This window comes from Plantibacter sp. CFBP 13570 (assembly GCF_014841395.1).
GTDB lineage: Bacteria > Actinomycetota > Actinomycetes > Actinomycetales > Microbacteriaceae > Plantibacter > Plantibacter auratus.
The window spans coordinates 73,093-91,746 of record NZ_JACYTW010000006.1; the positions used below are offsets into that span (position 1 = coordinate 73,093).

16 protein-coding genes are annotated in these 18,654 nt (G+C 69.8%); 7 read left to right on the forward strand and 9 right to left on the reverse strand.

What is annotated here, in order from left to right; all coding sequences use genetic code 11:
* Window positions 1–22 precede the first annotated feature (22 nt).
* A complete protein-coding gene (locus tag IFT89_RS03855; RefSeq protein ID WP_244650574.1) occupies window positions 23–1,171 on the reverse strand; it encodes an ROK family transcriptional regulator in 1,149 nt (382 codons plus the stop codon).
* A 208-nt stretch (window positions 1,172–1,379) separates the two neighbouring features.
* Between IFT89_RS03855 and IFT89_RS03860 the strand changes: the two genes are divergently transcribed.
* The 3 genes from IFT89_RS03860 to IFT89_RS03870 all read left to right on the forward strand — a co-directional run bounded on the left by IFT89_RS03860 (window position 1,380) and on the right by IFT89_RS03870 (window position 4,343).
* The gene (locus IFT89_RS03860) at window positions 1,380–2,879 is read left to right on the forward strand and encodes a glycoside hydrolase family 36 protein (protein ID WP_202938284.1); all 1,500 of its coding nucleotides are present in this window, start codon (window positions 1,380–1,382) and stop codon (window positions 2,877–2,879) included.
* 95 nt (window positions 2,880–2,974) lie between these two features.
* Window positions 2,975–3,961 (forward strand): helix-turn-helix transcriptional regulator, encoded by a 987-nt coding sequence (locus tag IFT89_RS03865; RefSeq protein ID WP_202938285.1) that lies wholly within the window; start codon window positions 2,975–2,977, stop codon window positions 3,959–3,961.
* 4 nt (window positions 3,962–3,965) lie between these two features.
* Complete coding sequence (locus IFT89_RS03870) at window positions 3,966–4,343, forward strand: RidA family protein (protein WP_191940016.1); 378 nt, start codon at window positions 3,966–3,968, stop codon at window positions 4,341–4,343.
* A 19-nt stretch (window positions 4,344–4,362) separates the two neighbouring features.
* Here IFT89_RS03870 and IFT89_RS03875 read toward each other — a convergent pair whose 3' ends face one another.
* The 8 genes from IFT89_RS03875 to IFT89_RS03910 all read right to left on the reverse strand — a co-directional run bounded on the left by IFT89_RS03875 (window position 4,363) and on the right by IFT89_RS03910 (window position 12,175).
* Complete coding sequence (locus IFT89_RS03875) at window positions 4,363–4,887, reverse strand: GrpB family protein (protein WP_202938286.1); 525 nt, start codon at window positions 4,885–4,887, stop codon at window positions 4,363–4,365.
* A gap of 86 nt (window positions 4,888–4,973) precedes the next feature.
* Window positions 4,974–6,044 (reverse strand): LacI family DNA-binding transcriptional regulator, encoded by a 1,071-nt coding sequence (locus tag IFT89_RS03880; protein ID WP_202938287.1) that lies wholly within the window; start codon window positions 6,042–6,044, stop codon window positions 4,974–4,976.
* Between the two features lie 86 nt (window positions 6,045–6,130).
* Window positions 6,131–7,015: a sugar phosphate isomerase/epimerase family protein gene (locus IFT89_RS03885; RefSeq protein ID WP_202938288.1), complete on the reverse strand. Its 885-nt coding sequence runs from the start codon at window positions 7,013–7,015 to the stop codon at window positions 6,131–6,133.
* The gene (locus IFT89_RS03890) at window positions 7,012–8,109 is read right to left on the reverse strand and encodes a Gfo/Idh/MocA family protein (RefSeq protein ID WP_202938289.1); all 1,098 of its coding nucleotides are present in this window, start codon (window positions 8,107–8,109) and stop codon (window positions 7,012–7,014) included. Before IFT89_RS03890 ends, IFT89_RS03885 begins: the two co-directional genes overlap by 4 nt.
* Before the next feature lie 52 nt (window positions 8,110–8,161).
* Window positions 8,162–8,995, reverse strand: coding sequence for a sugar phosphate isomerase/epimerase family protein (locus IFT89_RS03895; RefSeq protein ID WP_202938290.1), 834 nt, complete (start codon window positions 8,993–8,995; stop codon window positions 8,162–8,164).
* Window positions 8,996–8,997: 2 nt separating this feature from the next.
* Window positions 8,998–9,942, reverse strand: a complete 945-nt coding sequence (locus IFT89_RS03900; RefSeq protein WP_202938291.1) for a carbohydrate ABC transporter permease — start codon at window positions 9,940–9,942, stop codon at window positions 8,998–9,000.
* Window positions 9,939–10,913: a carbohydrate ABC transporter permease gene (locus IFT89_RS03905; RefSeq protein WP_202938292.1), complete on the reverse strand. Its 975-nt coding sequence runs from the start codon at window positions 10,911–10,913 to the stop codon at window positions 9,939–9,941. Before IFT89_RS03905 ends, IFT89_RS03900 begins: the two co-directional genes overlap by 4 nt.
* A complete protein-coding gene (locus IFT89_RS03910; protein ID WP_202938293.1) occupies window positions 10,913–12,175 on the reverse strand; it encodes an ABC transporter substrate-binding protein in 1,263 nt (420 codons plus the stop codon). Before IFT89_RS03910 ends, IFT89_RS03905 begins: the two co-directional genes overlap by 1 nt.
* 184 nt (window positions 12,176–12,359) lie before the next feature.
* Here IFT89_RS03910 and uxaC point away from each other — a divergent pair, with 184 nt between their 5' ends.
* From uxaC to IFT89_RS03930, 4 genes are all read left to right on the forward strand, one after another.
* Window positions 12,360–13,778 carry a glucuronate isomerase gene (uxaC, locus tag IFT89_RS03915; protein ID WP_202938294.1) on the forward strand — a complete coding sequence of 473 codons (1,419 nt, stop codon included), beginning with the start codon at window positions 12,360–12,362 and terminating at the stop codon, window positions 13,776–13,778.
* Window positions 13,779–13,783: 5 nt separating this feature from the next.
* Window positions 13,784–15,388, forward strand: a complete 1,605-nt coding sequence (locus IFT89_RS03920; RefSeq protein ID WP_213014158.1) for a mannitol dehydrogenase family protein — start codon at window positions 13,784–13,786, stop codon at window positions 15,386–15,388.
* Window positions 15,389–15,439: 51 nt separating this feature from the next.
* Window positions 15,440–16,678: a D-mannonate dehydratase ManD gene (manD, locus tag IFT89_RS03925; RefSeq protein ID WP_137242821.1), complete on the forward strand. Its 1,239-nt coding sequence runs from the start codon at window positions 15,440–15,442 to the stop codon at window positions 16,676–16,678.
* 193 nt (window positions 16,679–16,871) lie between these two features.
* Window positions 16,872–18,620 (forward strand): NosD domain-containing protein, encoded by a 1,749-nt coding sequence (locus IFT89_RS03930; protein ID WP_202938295.1) that lies wholly within the window; start codon window positions 16,872–16,874, stop codon window positions 18,618–18,620.
* Window positions 18,621–18,654: the final 34 nt, after the last annotated feature.

Consider the following 18,654-nt stretch of genomic DNA (forward strand, 5'->3'; position numbering starts at 1 on the left):
ACCCGTTGCAGGCGGCGACGCCTCAGGACGCTGCGGTCCGCCTGACGAGCCGCAGCGCTCCGTCCGGGTCGGGGAACCGCTCCAGGTCGCGGACCGCCGCCTCCAGGACGGTGTCGAGGTGCTGGGACGCGAGGCTGACGCCACCCATCGCCACCGCCTCGGAACCGAGCGAGGAGACGACCACGTCCGGTGGCAGCGGGCAGATCTCGCCGAGGGTGCTGATGAACCGCGGTAGGAAGACGTCCGCGCCCGGAGCGCTTCCGCCGCCGACCACGAGGAGTTCCGGATCGAGTGCGAGGACCATGGCCGCCGCGCCGGTGGCCAGGTCGTCCGCGAACTCGTCCATCACCGCCAGGGCGATCCGATCACCGGCGCGAGCCGCATCGAAGATCTCCTCGCGGGACGGCCGTGGTGAGCCGAGGACCGACTCGCCGTACCGCTCGTTCAGACGTGACCACCGGAGTTCGGGCATCTCGCCGACGATCCCTGCCGCACCGTGTACGCCGCGATGCACCTTCCCGTCGACGATGGAGGCCGCGCTGGTGCGCACGCCGCAGAGGAGGTAGACGACGTCGCGGTGGCCCTGTGCCGCGCCGACGGTCAGTTCCGCGCGGGCGCCGAGCGCGACGTCGCCCTCCACCAGGACGGCTCCGTCGAACTCCCGCTCGAACCGCTCGCGCAGGTTCAGCCCGACCCAGTCCGGCAGCCCCGTCCCGCCGAAGTGCAGCACCTCGCCGTCCCGGCCGATCGCGCCCGGGGATCCCACGGCGACGATCCACACCGACCCGCGGGTGAGGTCGAGGGTGCTGAGCGCCGCATCGCCGGTCGCCAGCGCCAGGGTGATGCGCTCGGTCGCGCCCGTGTCCTCGGGCAGGCGAGCCGTGCGCTGGCCCAGGACGGCACCGGCGAGGTCGGTCACGACGGCGTGGATGTGGTTCGCGCCGATGTCGAGCGACAGGAGATGGCCGAGTCCGGCCCGCACGCTGAAGGCGGTGGCGGGTCTGCCGATCCGGGACGCCGAGGCGCGTTCGGCTGATTCGAGCCAGCCCATCGCGACGAGGTCCGTGACGATCGCGTCGATGGCCGTCCGAGACAGCCCGGACGCGTTCGCCAGCTCCCGCAGGGTGAGCGGCTGCGGGAGCAGGGCGCGCAGCACACCGAGCGAGTTCATCCTCCGGAGCAACGAACGACTGCCCATCGATCCGCCGGACGGCTCCACCATCGCCTCTCGAGGCATTCCCATTCCCCTCTTGCGACTTTTCACGGCACGTTGCAGTATTAACTCCGCCTCCTCGACTCTACCCGCGGCAGCCCCGTGGTGGCAGTCGGGAAACCCGCGTCGATTCCGAGCGCGCACCCACCCAGAGAGAAAGCCGGCCATGCTGCACACCTTCACCTTCGGTGACCTCCGCATCCCCGCGAACCTCGCCGGCGAACCGACGGCCACGAGCACGGGGTTCGTCGTGCCCGCCGGTCCGGTCGCGCTCCTCCACCCCTTCGGCGACACCGGCTTCTACCGGCACGGCTGGAACTCGTGGAGCCCGAGCGGGTGGACCACCACCGACGGCGAGACCATCGGCATCAAGGACAGCCCCGACCGGCTGCTCACCGCCGACGACGCGGTCAACGAGACCCCGCACCTCCACTCCGGCAGTGGCGTCGGGGCCATCACGGGACCGGACGGCACCGTGCTGCTCATCGGGACCCTCGGGCTCGGCAACCCCCGGGTCGGTGCCGACCGCAACACGATGTGGGCGCGGAGCGAGACCGACGAAGCCGAGTGGTTCGTCACGTTCGGACCGGAGCAGCAGGCTTTCGCCGATTACGCTGCCATCCTGTCCGAACGGCTCGGGCGGCGCTCACAGCGCGCCGGTCGCGTCTGGAGCAGTTGGTACTCCTACTACGAGGGCATCGACGAGGAGCTGGTCACCCGCACCGTCGCCGACCTCACCGGGTACCCCTTCGACGTGTTCCAGCTCGACGACGGCTGGGAGCCGATCGTGGGCGACTGGACGGCCGGTCCGGACTTCCCGTCCGGCATGCAGGCGACCGCCGGTCGCATCGCCGAAGCCGGGTTCCGCCCGGGGCTCTGGCTCGCCCCCATGATCGCGCTTCCCGAGTCCACGATCGCGCGGGAGCGCCCCGACCTCCTCGTGCAGGACGACGCCGGGCGCCCGCTGGCGACCGGCTACAACTGGAACTCCCACTACTACTCGCTCGACACCACGCAGCGGGAGGTGCAGGACCACCTCCGCGAGGTCTTCGAGCGCGTCACCGGGTGGGGCTTCAGCTACCTCAAGCTCGACTTCATGTACGCGGGGGCCGTGACCGGTCGGCGGCACCAGGACGTCCACCGCGAGACCGCCTACCGGGATGCGATCTCGTTCATCAGGGAGACGGTCGGCGACGACGTGTACCTGCTCGGCTGCGGCGTCCCGATGATCCCGTCCATCGGGGTGTTCGACGGCGCGCGCGTGGGGCCGGATGTCGGTCCGTTCTGGGACAACGCCGAACGGGTCGGCGACCCGTCGGGCGTCGGGGCGTGGAACTCCATCGTCGACTCCGTCAACCGCGTCTGGCTCAAGGACGTCTACGAGGTCGACCCCGACGCCGTCTACTTCCGCAGCGCCCGGAACCTCCTCGACCCCGTCGAACGTCGCATGCTCCAGGACGTCGCCGCCATCCTCGAGTTCAAGTCGACCTCCGACCCGGTGGTCTGGCTGCACGAGAGCGAACGCGCCGAACTCCGCCAGTACCTCACGGAGACGCCGACGGTCGAGCAGACGGGGCGGTTCACCTTCCGGCTCGACGGCCGGGAGGTCGACCTGACGGCCGTCGTGGCGGGAGAGGCCCGCTCCGACACCTCGTACATCGGGTGACGCCTGGCGCTCGGCGGCGAACCGGCGTTATCCGATAAACGAACGCCGACCGCCCGGAAGTGGAGCTTTGGCACAGTCGTGGGATTCTGAGCAGGATGAGCGTGAATGCTGGGCCCGCGGAGCGGTTCGAGGCCGCGGGGGGCGACGTCGACGACGCGCGCGAGCTCTACCGCGAGGCGTACCAGATCGGCGGGATCACCGTCGAGCCGACGGCCACCGACTTCGGATACCGCTTCACGTCCATCGGCGACGCCGACCTCGCGCTGCGCGCATCGCAGGTCGAGGGCCGGATCACGGGCGCTTCCTTCACCCAGGACGAGTACGTGGTGACCTGGCTCACGCGTGGCGAGGGCGTGATGGACCTGCTCGGCTCGCCGATGAAGCTCCACCCTGGCGTGCCCTCGATGTTCGCGAATGACCGGCCCGCGCAGTTCGATCTCATCGACTATCGGCTCAACATGATGCACTTCGGCGGTGCGTACTTGGAAGGCGTCGCGGCGGACACCGAGGGGTCGGTGGGTCCGATCCGGTTCGACACGACTTTCCGCCCGTCGGGCGACGCCCTGCGGCGTTGGACCGAGACGGTGGCGACCGTCGCGCGCGTGATCTACGACGACGGGAGTTCCGCGGTGCTGCGCGCCGAGGCGAACCGAGCGGCCGCCGTCACGTTGCTCGAGGTCTTCCCGCATCTCGCTCTGCAGCCACGGACCGATCTGGCGGTTCCTCCGAGCAGCAAGGCCCGCGCCGCCGTCGAGTTCATGGTCGCGAACGCCCACCGACCTTTGGGTACCGACGAGGTCGCCGCTGCCGCGGGGATCAGCCTGCGCAGTCTGCAGGCGGCGTTCCGCCGCGAGTACGAGGTCACCGCCACCGACTACCTGCGGTCGATCCGCCTCGATCGTGTCCGACAGGAGTTGCGGGATGCGGAACCGGGCCTCGCGACGGTCGCCGAGGTCGCCAGGCGGTGGGGGTTCACCCACCTCGGGCGGTTCGCCGCGTCGTACACGACCCGCTTCGGCGAGTATCCGAGTGTGACCCTCGCGTCGAGCCGCGGCGCAACCCACCCGCGTTCCCTAGGCTGAGGCCATGACGCGATCCACGGTGAACGACCCGCACGCTCCGAAGCCCGTCGGGCCGTATTCGCATGCCGCGGTCGCCCCGACCGGAGCGCTGTACCTGTCCGGGCAGACGCCCATCGATCCGGTGACCGGAGCCCTCGTCAACGGTGATGTCGCTGAGCAGACCCGCCGGGTGTTCGCCAACCTCGAGTCGGTGCTGACGGCGGCCGGTCGTGGGTTCGCCGACGTGGTCAAGGTGAACGTCTACCTCGTCGACATGGCCGACTTCGCGTCGATGAACAGCGTCTACGAGACGGTCTTCTCGGCACCCTACCCTGCGCGCACCACGGTCGCGGTCGTCGGGCTGCCGCTCGGCGCGCGCGTCGAGATCGAACTGGTCGCCTGAGACCACGCGAGGGGCGGCCCTACTTGTCCCAGGCCGCGGTCGGCGGCAGGCAGCGCGCTGTGCGCTCCTCGTTCAGCAGCTCCTCGATGAGCGGGGACTTCGCCGCCGTGTAGGCGCGGCCGTCGTCGGTCCTGGCGAGCTCCAGCTTGAGCTCCTGGTAGCGGCGCCGAGCGGATGCGTCGTGCAGCAGCTTGTCCCGGAACAGCCGCTGGTTGCAGTGCTCCCACACGTCTGAGCCGAACACGTGGAGGATGTGCGTGCGACGGACTCCGTCCGAGCGGACGTACACGGCATGCGTCTTCGGTCCGGCGGCGTTCGGCTCGTACCCGAGCCCGGCCAGGAGTGGTCCGAGGGCGAACGGGTCGACGGTTGCCGTCGCTCTCGCGGCGAGGTCGATGATCGGCTTGGCGACGAGACCAGGGACGGCGGTGCTCCCGATGTGCTCGATCGCGTCGACACGTTCATCGAGGACGTCCGAGAGTCGCGCCGCCTCGTGTCGGAACGCCGTCGCCCACGCCGTCCGGTGCGGGCTCAGCTCGATCATCGGATCGAGCGTACCCCGCGGTCGGTCCCCGGGCGAGGGACCGTCCCGGTCCCTGAGCCTGTCGAAGGGCTGGGTGACGCCCCCACTCAGTCCGTGGTCGGCGGCGGGGCGGTCGACTCGCGCATGATGAGCGTGGTCGCGAGGTCGGTGATGGTCGGGACCTCGGTGCCCCCGAGGTGCGCGAAGAGGGTCTGCACGGCGTAGGAACCGGAGGCGATGTGCGGGCTGCGGATCGAGGTGAGTGCCGGTGTCGTGAAGTCCGAGCCGAAGATGTCGTCGAAGCCGATGAGGCTCAGCTGGGTGGGCATCTCGACACCACGTGAGCGCAGCTCCAGCATGATGCCGATGGCCAGGAGGTCGTTGTAGGCGAGGACCGCGGTGGCACCCGTCTCGAGCACGGCCGTAGCCGCCGCCCTGCCCGCCGCCATGTCGGGCTGCGTCGACGGCACCCGCACCGTCTCGATGCCGCGTTCGGCGCACAGCTCCCGCGTCCGGCTCCACCGATGCCGCGACATCCAGGACCGACCGGGGCCGGAGACGAACGCGAGGCGGCGGTGTCCGAGGGCTGCGAGGTGGTCGATCGCCGCGGTGAGGCCGGGGTCGATGTCGGCGACGATGCTGTCGACGTCGTCGACGTGACGGTTGATCACGACGACGGGCTTCTCCTGGCCCAGCGCACGGACGTCGTCGGGCAGGAGCCTCGAGGTCGCGAGGATGAGACCGTCGACCGACGGCATAAGCCGCCTGGCGGTCAGCAGCTCCATCTCCGCCGATTCCTTGAACTCCGCGAGCACGAGCGTGTAGTTGCGTTCGGCGGCCTCGCGCTCCGCGCCGCGGACGACGTCGAAGAACATCGGGTTCGTGATGTCGGCGACGATGAGACCGAGCGTGCCGGTGCGCCCGGTGGGGAGCGCCCGGGCGGCGGGGTTCGCCACGTAGTTGAGCTGCTTCGCGGCGTCGTGGATCTTCTGCGCCGTCTTCTCGTTGATGCGGCCGGGGCGACTCAGCGCCCGCGACACGGTCGATGGGTTGACGCCGGCGAGCTGCGCGATGTCGTAGATCGTCGCGGCACGTTTCGTCTTCGCGGCCCCTGCCGTGGGTTCGGGCGTTCCGGGCTCGGGAGCGACCGTCTCCGCGGATGCGTCAGAGGTGCTCATGGGGCCCGCTCCTCTCGATCGCCGCCCTCGGCGACCTGAGCCATCGTACTGCCGCGGCCTCCGCGGGAGGGCTCAGGCCGGCCGGGTCAGCGGGTCGCGACATCGAGCGCGTGGTTGGCCCACTCGTACGACAGGCGGTGCGACTCGTAGACGCTCTCGACGCTCGGGAAGTCGACCTCGATCATGTAGTCGCCGTCGTAGTCCGCGGGCATCGCTGCGACGATCGCGTCGAAGTCGAGCACGCCGAGCCCGGGTTCCGCCCACAGCCGCTTCGTCTGCGACGTCTCGTGGTAGCTCAGTGCGCCGTCCGCCGCGCCGTCGAGGTGATCGGCGTAGACGTCCTTGATGTGGATGCCGCCGACGCGGTCGCGGTAGTCGGTGATCATGGCGACCGGGTCCGCTCCCGCCCAGCGGAGGTGTCCGGTGTCGGGCCCGAACCCGATGAGGTCCGGTCCGAGGGTGTCGAGCAGACTGCGGATCTCGTGCTCGGTCTCGAAGACGCCACCGACGTGCGAATGGTGCAGGGGGCGGATCCCCTCGGCGAGCAGGACCTCGCAGGTCCGGCCGGCGTTCTCGATGGCCAGGTCGAGACGCTCCTGGGAGAAGTCGGCGCCGATCGCCGGCGCCGCCATGCGCGCCGGGATCGCCATCGAGGAGATCATCGTCCGGTCGAGTCCGAGGGAGGCCTGGGCCGCCCCGAACGCCTTCGCCGCCTCGAGGACCTCGGCAAGGACGACCGTCTCGTCGAACGCGCTGCTGAACAGGCTGAGCGATGGTGCGAGGCCGTAGCCGCCGATCCACGTGCGGTACTCGTCCGCGGTCATGCCCTCGGGGATGTCGGCCTTCACCGCGGTGAACCCGATGCGCTGGAAGTCGGCGAAGGCCTCCTCGAACACCTCGCGGGTCTTGCCTCGCGCACTCCAGTACGGGATGGGGTTCGCCGCCACTCGGTTCGTCTGCTGCGCGCTCATCGGGCCACCGCCGCTACGGCGTCGAGCCGGACCGGCTGGCCCGTGCGTGCGGATTCGTAGAGCCCGGTGATGATCGAGATCGCCTGGCGGTTCTCGGCCAGCGTCACGCGGAGCGGCTCCTCCCCGCGGATCGCGGCGAGCACGTTCCGGTACTGGTGCAGGTGCGCGTCCGACATCTGTCCGGCGACGCTCGAGCCCGCCTGCGTCTCGTCGGCGAACTGCGCCGCCTGGTTCGTGTCCTTGCCCTGCGAGCCGAAGAAGGCCTCTGCGCGCTCCATCCCCGCGGGGGTGGAGTGGAAGTACGTCAGCTGGTCGTTCTCGATGACCGCCGAGCCGCGGTCGCCGTGGACCTGCAGCCGCGCGACGAGGCCCGGGTAGACGGCCGTCGAGCCGTGGATGACACCGAGCGCGCCGGATGCGAAGCGGACGACACCGACCGCGACGTCCTCGGTCTCGATGCGCTCGTGGGCGAGGAGCGCGGTGTAGCCGAAGACCTCGACGGGGCGTCCGAGGAGGGCGACCAGCAGGTCGACCGTGTGCACGCCCTGGTTCATGAGCGCGCCGCCGCCGTCGAGCGCCCAGGTGCCGCGCCAGTCGCCGGAGTCGTAGTAGCTCTGCCCGCGCCACCAGTCGACCGAGGCGATGCCCGAGGTGATGCGCCCGAGGTCTCCGCGCTCGGCTGCGGCGAGGACGATCTCCGTCGAGGGGTCGAAGCGGTGCTGGGAGATGACGGTCACGACGGTGCCGGCGCGCTCCTGGGCGGCGATGATGTCGTCCGTCCGCGAGACGGTGACGTCGGCCGGCTTCTCGATGATGACGTGCTTGCCGGCCTCGAGTGCCTCGATGGCGAGGTCGGCGTGTAGACCGGTGGGGGTGCAGACGACGACGATGTCGGGGTCGGTCTGCTCCAGCGCCTCCGCGAGGGTCGTGAACGCCCGTCCGCCGCGCTCGGCGACGAGGGCCTCCGCCTTCGCGAGCTCCGGGTCGGCGACGGCGACGAGTTCCAACTCGTCGCGCAGCTGGTCGATGACGATGCCGTGCTGCTTCGAGATGATGCCGGCGCCGGCGATGGCGATGCGGTGCGGTCGGGACATGCGGGGGTTCGCTCCAGTTCTGTGCGTGGGGTGCGTCGGTGTCCGTGCCGGCTCAGGCGAGCTGACGGAGGTGCGCGAGGGCGGCCTCGAGCTCCGGTTCGAAGTCCTCGAAGAGGCACTCGACGGTGATGGGGCCGTCGTAGCCGCCGTCTCGGAGGGCCGTGATGAATTCGGTGAGTGGCCAGTCGCCCTGGCCGGGCGGCCGTCGTCCGGCATCGGCGATGTGGGCGTGTCCGATGCGGGCGCCGAGGGCCTGGACGACGGCGAACGGCTCCTCCTCCAGCATGATGTGGAAGAGGTCGGCGACGACGGGCACACGGTCGATCCCGAACTCGTCGAGGAAGGCGACCGTCTCCTCGAGCGAGTTGAGCAGGTTCGTCTCGTCACGGTTCAGCGGCTCGAGGACGATCTGCAGTCCGTTCCGCTCCGCCGCGTCGCGCGTCTCGACGACGACCTCTGCGAACCTCGCGCGGGCGGCCGCGACGTCCACCCCGGTGGGGATGGTGCGCGCCGTACCGCTCCCGAACACGATCTTCGCGCCGGGCTCCGAGACCGAACCGATGATCGGCATGACGGCGTCGAGGTACGCGGTGACGCGTTCCGTCGGGAAGCCGGGGTCGGCGAGCGACAGGTCGCCGGGGAACAGGATCGCGAACGAGCCGCGTCGGACGCTCACGTCGTAGTCGGGGTGGCGCGTCCACCCGGCTCCGTCGGCGACGACGAGGTTGCCGACGATGGTCGGTTCCGCGTAGTCGGCTCCGGACGCGAACGCGCCGGGGATGCGTTCGGAGGGGACGATCACGCCGTACCCGGTGAGCGGGTGCCGCTGGGCCGTCGGGTTCGTGTCGGACATGTGGTTCCGTTCCGTCGTCGGTGGGATGGTCATCGCTACTTCAGGCTCCCCGAGATGAGGTCGAGGCGCCAGAACCGCTGGAGGACGAGCACGAAGATCACCACGGGGATGACGGCGATGAGCGCCCCGGCGATGGCGACCGAGTAGAGCACCGGTTCGCTACCGCCACGGTTGAGCATGAGGAACATGGCGACCGTGATGGGCGACAGCTCCGACTTCGACTGCATGATGTACGGCAGCAGGAAGTTGTTCCAGGCGCCGATGAACTGCAACAGGAACACGGTCACGAGGCCGGGGAACAAGAGCGGCAGGCCGATCGAGACGAAGGTGCGTCCCTCGTTCGACCCGTCCACGCGTGCCGCCTCGAGGAGTTCCTGCGGCACCGAGCCCCGCGCGAACACGTAGGAGAGGTAGATCCCGAACGGGGTGATCGAGATCGGGATGAGCACCGCCCAGTAGGTGTTCGTGAGGTTCAGCTGCGCGAAGAGCATGTACTGCGGGATCGCGAGCGTGATCGTCGGGAGGAGCACGCCGGCGAGCAGTCCCACCATGACGGCCTTCTTGCCCGGGAACCGGTAGAGCGCGAGCGCGTAGCCGGCGGCGGCGGAGACGGCGGTCGACAGGAGTGCGCCGCCGATCGAGTAGATGAAGCTGTTGCCCAGCCAGCGCGCGAAGGAGCCGTTCTCGTACGCGAACAGGTCGGTCATGTTGTCGACGAGGCTCGACCCGAAGGTGAACGCGCTCGTGGAGAACAGCTCGCCGGTGCTCTTCGTGGCGGCGAACACGACCCACACCATCGGGAGCAGGAAGTAGAGGACGGCGATCAGGAGGACGATTGTCGGGAGGATCCCGCCGAGCTTGTGGACGAGGCTGACGGACTCCTTCGGCTTGCGGATGCGGCCGCGATCGGCGCGGACGACGGTCTCGTGAGCTCGACGGTCCTCCTCCGCGCGTTCCGCGGTGCGTGCGGTGGTGGTCATGCGTTCCTCCGAGCTGCGAGGCGTTGCCCGCCGAGCACCAGGAGCGACAGCAGCACCGTGGCGAGGGCGAGGATGATGGATGCCGCCGACGCCGAGTTGAGGTCGTCGTGGGCGAAGGCGTCCCGGTACACCCGCATCAACGGGAAGTAGGTCGAGCTGATGGCCGGGGTGAGGCTCGAGAGCATCTGTGGCTCGCTGTACACCTGGAGTGCGCCGATGATCGAGAAGAGTCCGGTGAGGATCGTGGCAGGCACGATGTGGGGCAGCTTGATGTACCAGGCGATGCGCGGTTCGTTGCAGCCGTCGATCCTGGCGGCGTCGATCTGTTCCTTCGGCAACGACTGCAGCGAGGTGTAGAGGATGATCGTGTTGAAGCCGATCCCGCCCCACAGCACGACGTTGATGATCGCCGTCATGACGAGGTCGCCGCGCAGCAATGTCGGGAACTCCAGGCCGAAGGTCTCGGCGAGCTGGTAGATCGGGCTGATCTCGGGCACGTACAGGAACCCCCACATGAGCGCCGCGATGACGCTCGGCACGCCGTACGGCAGGAAGATCGCCATCCGGCTGAAGGCGCGGAGGTGGGCTCTCGGGAGGTCGAGCAGCAGCGCGAACAGCATCGCCGTGAGCATCATGATCGGCACGAGGAAGAGCGCGTACACGGCGAGGTTGCCGAGGCTCGTCCAGAACGTCGGGTCCTGGAGCACCTTGGTGTAGTTGCCGAGGCCGACGAACACCTCCTCGCGCACGCCGTAGGCGCTCGCGCCGGCCGCGGTGCCCATGAGGCTGAGGCTCCCGGAGTACACGATCGGGATGACGAACACGAAGACGAACAGGACCACAGCGGGAGCGATGAGCACCCAGGCGAACAGGTGGTGCGGGCGGGTCAGCGAGACGCGCCGTCTGGTGGGGACCGCGGTCGGATCGTCCTCCGTCCGGCCGCGGTCCCGCTCGATGGTCGGCGCGGTCATCAGCCGGCCAGGTCCTTCTCCACGATGTCCTGCACCTTCGTGAGCACGTCCGCCCACGGGCTCGTCCCCTCGATTGCGTTGCCGAGCTCGTCGGTGATGGCGGTGAAGGCCACCTGCGTGTTCGGGCCCCACTGCACGGTGACGAGCTTCGACGCCGCTTCCGTGGCGCTCGGCCAGTAGGTGGTGTCCTCGGGCATGAGCTCCGGCGGCGTGCGATCGATCTCCTGGCCGTGCAGGGCACCGGTGAACTTGTTGACCTCGACGAGCCCCTCGGCGCCCTCATCGGACGCGTTCAGCCAGGTGATGAACTCGAGCGCCTGATCGTAGTGCGGGCTCTCCTTGAGGATGACGTTGGCCGAGCCGCCGCGGGCGAAGACCCGCGGATCGGCGGCGTCCCACTGCGGGATCTGCGCGGCCGACCAGAGCCCGACGGTGTCGGGGTACTGGTTGAGCAGCGGGCCGGGAGCCCAGGCGCCGGCGATCGTGCCGAGCACCCGGCCACTCGCGGTCGCCTCGATCTGCTCGGGGCTGCCGGTCTGGTAGGTGCTCACGAGATCGTCCTCGACCATGCCCTGCCAGAAGTCCAGGACCTCCTGCGTCTCGGCGCTGTCGATGTCGACACCCCATTGCTCGTCGGAGTAGTCCCACCACTGGGCGCCGTTCTGCAGGGCGAGTCCCATGAACTGGTCGGCGTCGATCGAGCTGAAGTTGAAGAGGTAGCGGTCACCGTCGAGGGTGCGGACCTGCTCCGCGAGGGCCCGGAAGTCGTCCCAGCTCGCGGCCGGGGTGAGGCCGTACTGCGCGAAGAGGTCGTTCCGGTAGACGAAGAGCGCCGGTCCGAGGTCCTGCGGAACGCCGTAGACGGTGTCGTCGAAGGACACGCTCTCGAGCACCGTGGGGGAGTAGGCCTCCTCGAGGTCCTGCTTCGCGCTGTCGAGTGGGGCGAGGACGCCGGCCGACACGTAGGTCGGCAACTGCGTGTACTCGGCCTGCGCGATGTCGGGGCCGTCACCGGCACGCACGGCGCTCAGGACGCGGACGGGCATGTCCGCTCCGCTCGCGGGTTGCGAGATGTTGACCTGGATGTCGGGGTTGGCCTCGTTCCACACCTCGACGCGCTTGTCGATGTTCGAGCCCCAGGCCCAGAACTCGAGCGTCACCGGGCCGTCGGCCGAGTCGTCGCCACCCGGTCCCGAGCACGCGGTCAGTGCGAGGGCGAGGATTCCCGCGGTCGCGATTCCGATACGAACGCTGTTTGCCACTGCAATCTCCTTTGATAGCGGGGTCTGCTCCTCGCGTCGCTGAAGCGTTTCAGTGGTGTTGGACCACGACGGTTCCGGGCGGAAGCGGGATCAGTCTCGCAGACGGTCGTCGATCTGGCAAGCGATTGCCAGAAGGGTGTGGCAATCGGTTGACAGACCGCGGTCCCCCGGTTTCAATGGAGGCGTGCCAACGACGCTGCAGAACGATCCAGACCGCCTCCTCCCCGCCGACCCGGGGACGCGCGACGTCGCCAGGGCGCTCTACCGCTCGGTCGAGGCCCTGCCGATCATCTCGCCGCACGGGCACGTGGATCCGGCGATCCTCGTCGAGGACACCCCGTTCGCGAACGCCACCGAGCTGTTCCTCCGGCACGACCACTACGTCACCCGCCTGCTGCACGCCGCCGGGTTCTCCCTCGCGGACGTCGGCGTACCCGACCTCGCGGAGGGTGGTGCCGTCGCCGCGCCGCGGGACGCCTGGCGACGGTTCTGCGAACACTGGCACCTGTACGCCGGCACCGCCTCCGGGTACTGGCTGAGCTCGATCCTCGGTGAGCAGTTCGGTGTCACGGAGCAGCCGGACGGAGCGAACGCCGACCGGCTCTTCGACACGGTCCACGAGGCGCTCCAAGCGCCGGCGTTCCGTCCGCGTGCGCTGTTCGACCGCTTCCGCATCGAGGTGCTCGCGACCACCGACGACCCGATGGACGACCTCGCCGCGCATGCCGCCCTCGCGGCGGACCCCACCTTCAGCGGGCGCGTCCTGCCGACCTTCCGGCCCGACGCGTACCTCGATCCGGCGAAGGCCGGGTGGGCGGAGCGGGTCGCTTCGCTCGCCGCCTGGAACGGGACGCCGGAGGGCAGCTATCGCGGCTACCTCGAAGCGCTCGCCGGGCGCCGTCGCCACTTCATCGAGCACGGGGCGGTGTCGGCCGACCACGGCGTCCCGCAGCCACTCACGCTCGAACTCGAGGAGGCGGACGCTGCAGCGCTGTTCGACCGCGCGCTGTCGGGGACCGCCGACGCCGCCGACCTCGAGCGGTTCGCCGCGCACATGCTGTTCGAGAGTGCGCGGATGAGCGTCGAGGACGGCCTCGTCATGACGGTGCACCCCGGCGTCCACCGCAACCACCACGCGCCGACGCTCGCCCGCTTCGGACCGGACACCGGGCACGACCTCCCGGTCCGCACCGACTACGTCCGCCCCCTGCGCCCGTTGCTGGAGCGATTCGGCACGGCTCCGGGATTCCACCTCGTCCTCTTCAGCGTCGACGAGACGAGCTACTCGCGGGAGATCGCACCGCTCGCCGGGTTCTACCCGAGTGTCTTCATCGGCGCACCGTGGTGGTTCCTCGACGCGCCCGACGCCGTCCTGCGCTTCCGGTCCGCCGTGACGGAGACGGCCGGGTTCTCGCGCGGATCGGGCTTCATCGACGACACGCGGGCGTTCCTCTCGATCCCCGCCCGACACGACATGTCCCGGCGCCTCGACGCGTCCTTCCTCGCGCGACTCGTGCGGGAGGGGCGCATCGACCAGGCGACGGCCGAACGCATCATCCTCGACCTCGTCGTCGACCAGCCGCGACGGGTGTTCAAGCTGTGAGCACCGTGACGAACGTCGACAGCGCTGCCGGAGCGCCGGGGGAGCCGGCGGTCCCGCGTCTGTCCCGCGTGCGGCTGCCCGAGTTCCCATCGGCGCCGGTCCGGATCGTCCACCTCGGACTCGGCGCCTTCCACCGCGCCCATCAGGCCTGGTACACCCAGCTCGTCGATCCCGATCACGAGTGGGGCATCGCCGCCTTCACCGGCCGGAGTCCGCAGGCCGCAGTCGACTTGGACGCCCAGGACTGCCTCTACACGGTCGTCGAGCGCTCGGCGGACGGCGACTCGGCCACGATCGTCGGTTCGATCGTCGAAGCGAGGGACGGCGCCGACGTCGCACGGCTCCACGACCTCCTCGCCGCCGAGACGACGGCCATCGTCACCCTCACCGTCACCGAGTCCGGGTACCGGCTCGATGCCGAAGGGAGGCCGGACGCGTCGGATCCGGCGGTCGAGCATGACGTCGCCCTGCTGTCGGACGCCTTGGACGACGGGGCGGACCTCCGGGACGCCCGACCGACCACGACGCTCGGTCGGCTGCTCCTCGGCCTCGAAGCCCGTCGTCGCGCCGGGGCCGGTCCGATCGCGATCGTGCCGTGCGACAACATCGCCGACGGCGGTGCGCTCGTCCGTCGCGCGATGCTCGCCCTCGCCGACCGGGTCCGCCCGGAGACCGCTCGGTGGATCGCCGACGAAGTCTCGTTCGTCTCGTCCTCGGTCGACCGCATCACGCCGCGTCCCACGCCTGCCGACGAGGCGACGGCCGCGGAACTCACCGGATTCACCGATGCCGCTCCCGTCGTCACCGAGCCCTTCACCGACTGGGTGCTGAGCGGCGACTTCCCTGCCGGGCGGCCGGCGTGGGAGTCCGCGGGTGCCCGGTTCGTCGACGACCTCGAGCCCTACGAGCAACGCAAACTGCGGCTGCTGAACGGCGCCCACAGCCTCCTCGCCTACGCGGGCCCGCTGCGCGATCATGCGACGGTCGCTGAGGCGGTCGGCGACGAGCAGTGCCGGGCCTGGGTCGAGGAGTACTGGGACGAGACGGAGCGCCACCTGCCTGACGACCTCGGGCTGACGGCGTATCGCACCGCACTTCTGGAGCGCTTCGACAACGCGCGCATCGAGCATCGACTGCAACAGATCGCGCTCGAGGGGGTCACCAAGCTGCGGGTGCGGATCGTGTCGACCCTCCTCGCGGAGCGGGCCGCCGGTCGGCTGGGAACCGGGTCCCTGCGGGTGATCGCCGCGTGGGTGGCGGCCGTCCAGGGTGACGACCGCCCGGGTGACGCGAGCGGTGCCGCCGTCACTGAAGCGCTCCGCTTCCAGGGTCGGGAGCGGACCGCGGCACTCGTACGCCTGATCGATCCCCGCCTCCTCGACTCGGAGCCGGATGACGGTTCCGCGCTCGTCACCGAGCTGGGGCGCCTGGTCGACGAGCTCGCTTCCCCGGTCCCTGAGCACCCTCTCGCGGTCCCTGAGCATCGTCTTCCGGTCCCTGAGCACCCTCTTCCGGTCCCTGAGCATCGTCTTCCGGTCCCTGAGCATCGTCTTCCGGTCCCTGAGCCTGTCGAAGGGCCCACCCCGGACGACTCCTCCCGGTCCGCCTGAGTCCGGAACCACCCGGCCACATCGGCCGCAACGCACGAAGGAGCAGTACCCATGAACATCGACAAGGCCGAGGTCATCGTCACGAGTCCGGACCGGAACTTCGTGACGTTGAAGCTCACGACCGACGACGGCCTGACGGGTCTGGGCGACGCGACGCTGAACGGGCGTGAGCTCGCGGTGGTGGCGTATCTGTCCGAGCACGTGGTGCCGCTGCTGCTCGGGCGGGATGCGTCGCGGATCGAGGACACCTGGCAGTTCCTCTACCGCTCGGCGTATTGGCGGCGTGGTCCGGTGACGATGGCGGCGATCGCGGCGGTCGACATGGCGCTGTGGGACATCAAGGGCAAGGCTGCGGGCATGCCGGTGTACCAGTTGCTGGGTGGGGCGTCGCGGACGGGGCTCCTCGCCTACGGGCACGCGTCGGGGAAGACGAACGACGAGCTGTTCGACAGCGTGCGCGAGCACCAGGCGCAGGGCTACAAGGCCATCCGCATCCAGACGGCGGTGCCGGGTCTGAAGTCGATCTACGGGATCGCGTCGAACGCGACGTTCGAGGGCAACACCGGTGTCCGCTACGACCACGAGCCGGCGCAGCGCGGTGGGCTCCCGAACGAGGAGGACTGGGACACCCGGTCGTACCTGCGTCACCTGCCGACGGTGTTCGAGGCGGTCCGGAACGAGTTCGGGCCGGAGCTGCCGTTGCTGCACGACGGGCACCACCGGATGACGCCGATCCAGGCCGCGAAGCTCGGCAAGAGCCTCGAACCCTACGACCTGTTCTGGCTCGAGGACTGCACGCCGGCGGAGAACCCGGAGGCGTTGCGCCTCGTGCGGCAGCACACCACGACGCCGTTGGCGATCGGGGAGATCTTCAACACGGTGTGGGACTACCAGCAGATCATCCGGGAGCAGCTCATCGACTACGTGCGTGGTGCGGTCACGCACATGGGTGGGATCTCGCATCTGAAGAAGACGTTGGACTACGCGGCGCAGTACCAGATCAAGTCGGGCATGCACGGCCCGACGGACATCTCCCCGGTCGGGATGGCGGCCGCGATGCACCTGGGCTTGTCGATCCACAACTTCGGCATCCAGGAGTACATGAAGCACGGCGAGAAGACGGACGCCGTGTTCCAGCAGTCGTACACCTGGGAGAACGGCATGCTGCACCCGGGAGAAGCACCGGGTCTCGGTGTCGAGCTGAATGTCGACGAGGCGGGGAAGTACCCGTACCAGCGCGCCTACCTGCCCTACAACCGCCTCGCCGACGGCACCGTCCACGACTGGTGATCCCTGCGGCCAGCGCGGTGCGCTGACCCGACCGCGCCCCTGTGGCGTGAGTGCGCCCCTCCGGAGGCCCGCGCTCACGTCACAGGGGCGCGCTCACGTCACGCCCTCGGCACACAAGCGCCTCTGGTATTTCAGGTTCCAGCGGGTTACCGTGGTGCGGTACGAGGACGCACACGACGGTTCGGGGGAACAGATGACGAGCGACGACACCCAGCCACCGGACGTCCAGCCCGACCCTGCCCCATCGCCGACACCAGACCCGTCACCCGAGCCTCCCGCCCCGACCCCACCCGGCCCGGCACCCGACGCCCCCGAGACGCCCACCGAGGCCGATCCGCCAGCCCCCTCGACGCAGGCGACGGACGACGGCACGATCGTCCTGGCCGGTGACGGCATCGATCCGACCGGCGCGACCGTCTCGACGACCGCGGTCCAGGCGCTGTTGTCGGCGGCGCCGGACGGCAGCACGATCATCGTGCCGGGCGGCGCCGTCATCGCGCTCGACGCGACCCTCCTGCTCGACCGCCGGCTGGCGCTCCGGGGGAGTGGCGAGCTCCGGTGGACGGCCGGCATCACGAACGCGCCCGCGATCCGCGTCACCGCTCCGGGGTCGACGGTGCGGGAGGTGCGCCTGACGAACCCGGACCACCTCGGTTCCGCCACGGGTGCGCGCAACATCGGCATCGACATCCGGACGAGCGACGTCATCGTCGACGGGGTGCGGATCGTCGGCTTCCAGAACGGCGTGGTGAACGAGCCCACCGGCGAGTTCGAGGGCGTCATCGTCACGAACTGCCACATCGTCGACATCGTCGGCGTGGGCGGTGGCCGCGGTTCGACGTCGAGGGCCGGCGAGGATCGCGGCGACGGCATCACCATCTGGGGTGCTCGTGCGCTCGTGTCCGGCAACGTCGTGAACGCGCTCGCCGGCACGGACGCGCGGATCGGCATCCACGCGGAAGGTCTGTCGGACTACGAGGTCGACCCGGGGCTCTACCCCGACGCGATGTTCTCGATCAACGACAACGTCGTCAGCGGTCCGTTCCGCCGCGGCATCGCGTTGGAGGCGGTGTCGCACGCCACCGTGTCGGGGAACACCGTCACCGGGAGCACCTGGTGGGGCATCGCCGCGATCGACACGCGCTCGACCGGGATCTCGAACAACACGGTGCGCTGGACGCGGGCGGCCGAGGATGACCAGGGGTCGGTCTGGGGTCCGTCGCGCGGGCCGATCATGGTCTACCGCAGCGCGGAGGCCACGGTGGTGGACGGCAACGTGCTGGAGATCCGCGGCGTCGCCTCCGCTGCCATCCGCCTGCAGGACGCGACCATGCCCTCGGGCGACACCAAGACGCCCGTCGGTTCGACCGACACGGTGATCACCGACAACGTCATCCGGCTCGCCGGCGGCACGTGTCCGAGTGGGGTGGTGCTGCAACGCGCGATCCGGCCGCTCGTCGTCGGCAACCGGCTCAGCGTGACCACGCCGAGCGGGACCACGGGAGGCGTCGTCTCGTATCTCAGCAGCGACATCGTCGTCGCCGACAACTCGCTCCTCGGTGCAGGTGAGGCCAGCGGGTACGGCGTGCAGCATCAGGGTGCCGGAGCCGTGCAGGTCACCGGCAACCGGGTGGAGGGGTTCCGGATCGGGCTCGCCGTCACCAATTCGACGGGCGGGGTGACCATCGTCGGCAACACGGTTCTGACGTGCGCGACCGGGATCGACACGTACGGCTCCACCGGCCGCTCCATGGTCGCGGCCAACCGGCTCTCGGTCTCCGGCAGCGCCCACATCAATGCGCAGCCGGCGACGAGCTACGTCACGACCAGGCACATGGGTACGGCGCGCCCGGCCGGTGGCGGGTCGGGTGACCTGCTCGTCGGCAACGGGCTGCTCTGGGTGAACGACCAGGGCACGTGGCGCTCGGTGAAGGTCACCTGAGGCGGTCGTCGCGGTGGTCCGTGCCGGCGTCCGG

Bases quoted from the DNA above. Each gene is read 5' to 3' on its own strand.
- IFT89_RS03855 (WP_244650574.1), bottom strand. From the start codon at position 1,171: ATGAACTCGCTCGGTGTGCTGCGCGCCCTGCTCCCGCAGCCGCTCACC.
- IFT89_RS03860 (WP_202938284.1), top strand. From the start codon at position 1,380: ATGCTGCACACCTTCACCTTCGGTGACCTCCGCATCCCCGCGAACCTC.
- IFT89_RS03865 (WP_202938285.1), top strand. From the start codon at position 2,975: ATGAGCGTGAATGCTGGGCCCGCGGAGCGGTTCGAGGCCGCGGGGGGC.
- IFT89_RS03870 (WP_191940016.1), top strand. From the start codon at position 3,966: ATGACGCGATCCACGGTGAACGACCCGCACGCTCCGAAGCCCGTCGGG.
- IFT89_RS03875 (WP_202938286.1), bottom strand. From the start codon at position 4,887: ATGATCGAGCTGAGCCCGCACCGGACGGCGTGGGCGACGGCGTTCCGA.
- IFT89_RS03880 (WP_202938287.1), bottom strand. From the start codon at position 6,044: ATGAGCACCTCTGACGCATCCGCGGAGACGGTCGCTCCCGAGCCCGGA.
- IFT89_RS03885 (WP_202938288.1), bottom strand. From the start codon at position 7,015: ATGAGCGCGCAGCAGACGAACCGAGTGGCGGCGAACCCCATCCCGTAC.
- IFT89_RS03890 (WP_202938289.1), bottom strand. From the start codon at position 8,109: ATGTCCCGACCGCACCGCATCGCCATCGCCGGCGCCGGCATCATCTCG.
- IFT89_RS03895 (WP_202938290.1), bottom strand. From the start codon at position 8,995: ATGACCATCCCACCGACGACGGAACGGAACCACATGTCCGACACGAAC.
- IFT89_RS03900 (WP_202938291.1), bottom strand. From the start codon at position 9,942: ATGACCACCACCGCACGCACCGCGGAACGCGCGGAGGAGGACCGTCGA.
- IFT89_RS03905 (WP_202938292.1), bottom strand. From the start codon at position 10,913: ATGACCGCGCCGACCATCGAGCGGGACCGCGGCCGGACGGAGGACGAT.
- manD (WP_137242821.1), top strand. From the start codon at position 15,440: ATGAACATCGACAAGGCCGAGGTCATCGTCACGAGTCCGGACCGGAAC.
- IFT89_RS03930 (WP_202938295.1), top strand. From the start codon at position 16,872: ATGACGAGCGACGACACCCAGCCACCGGACGTCCAGCCCGACCCTGCC.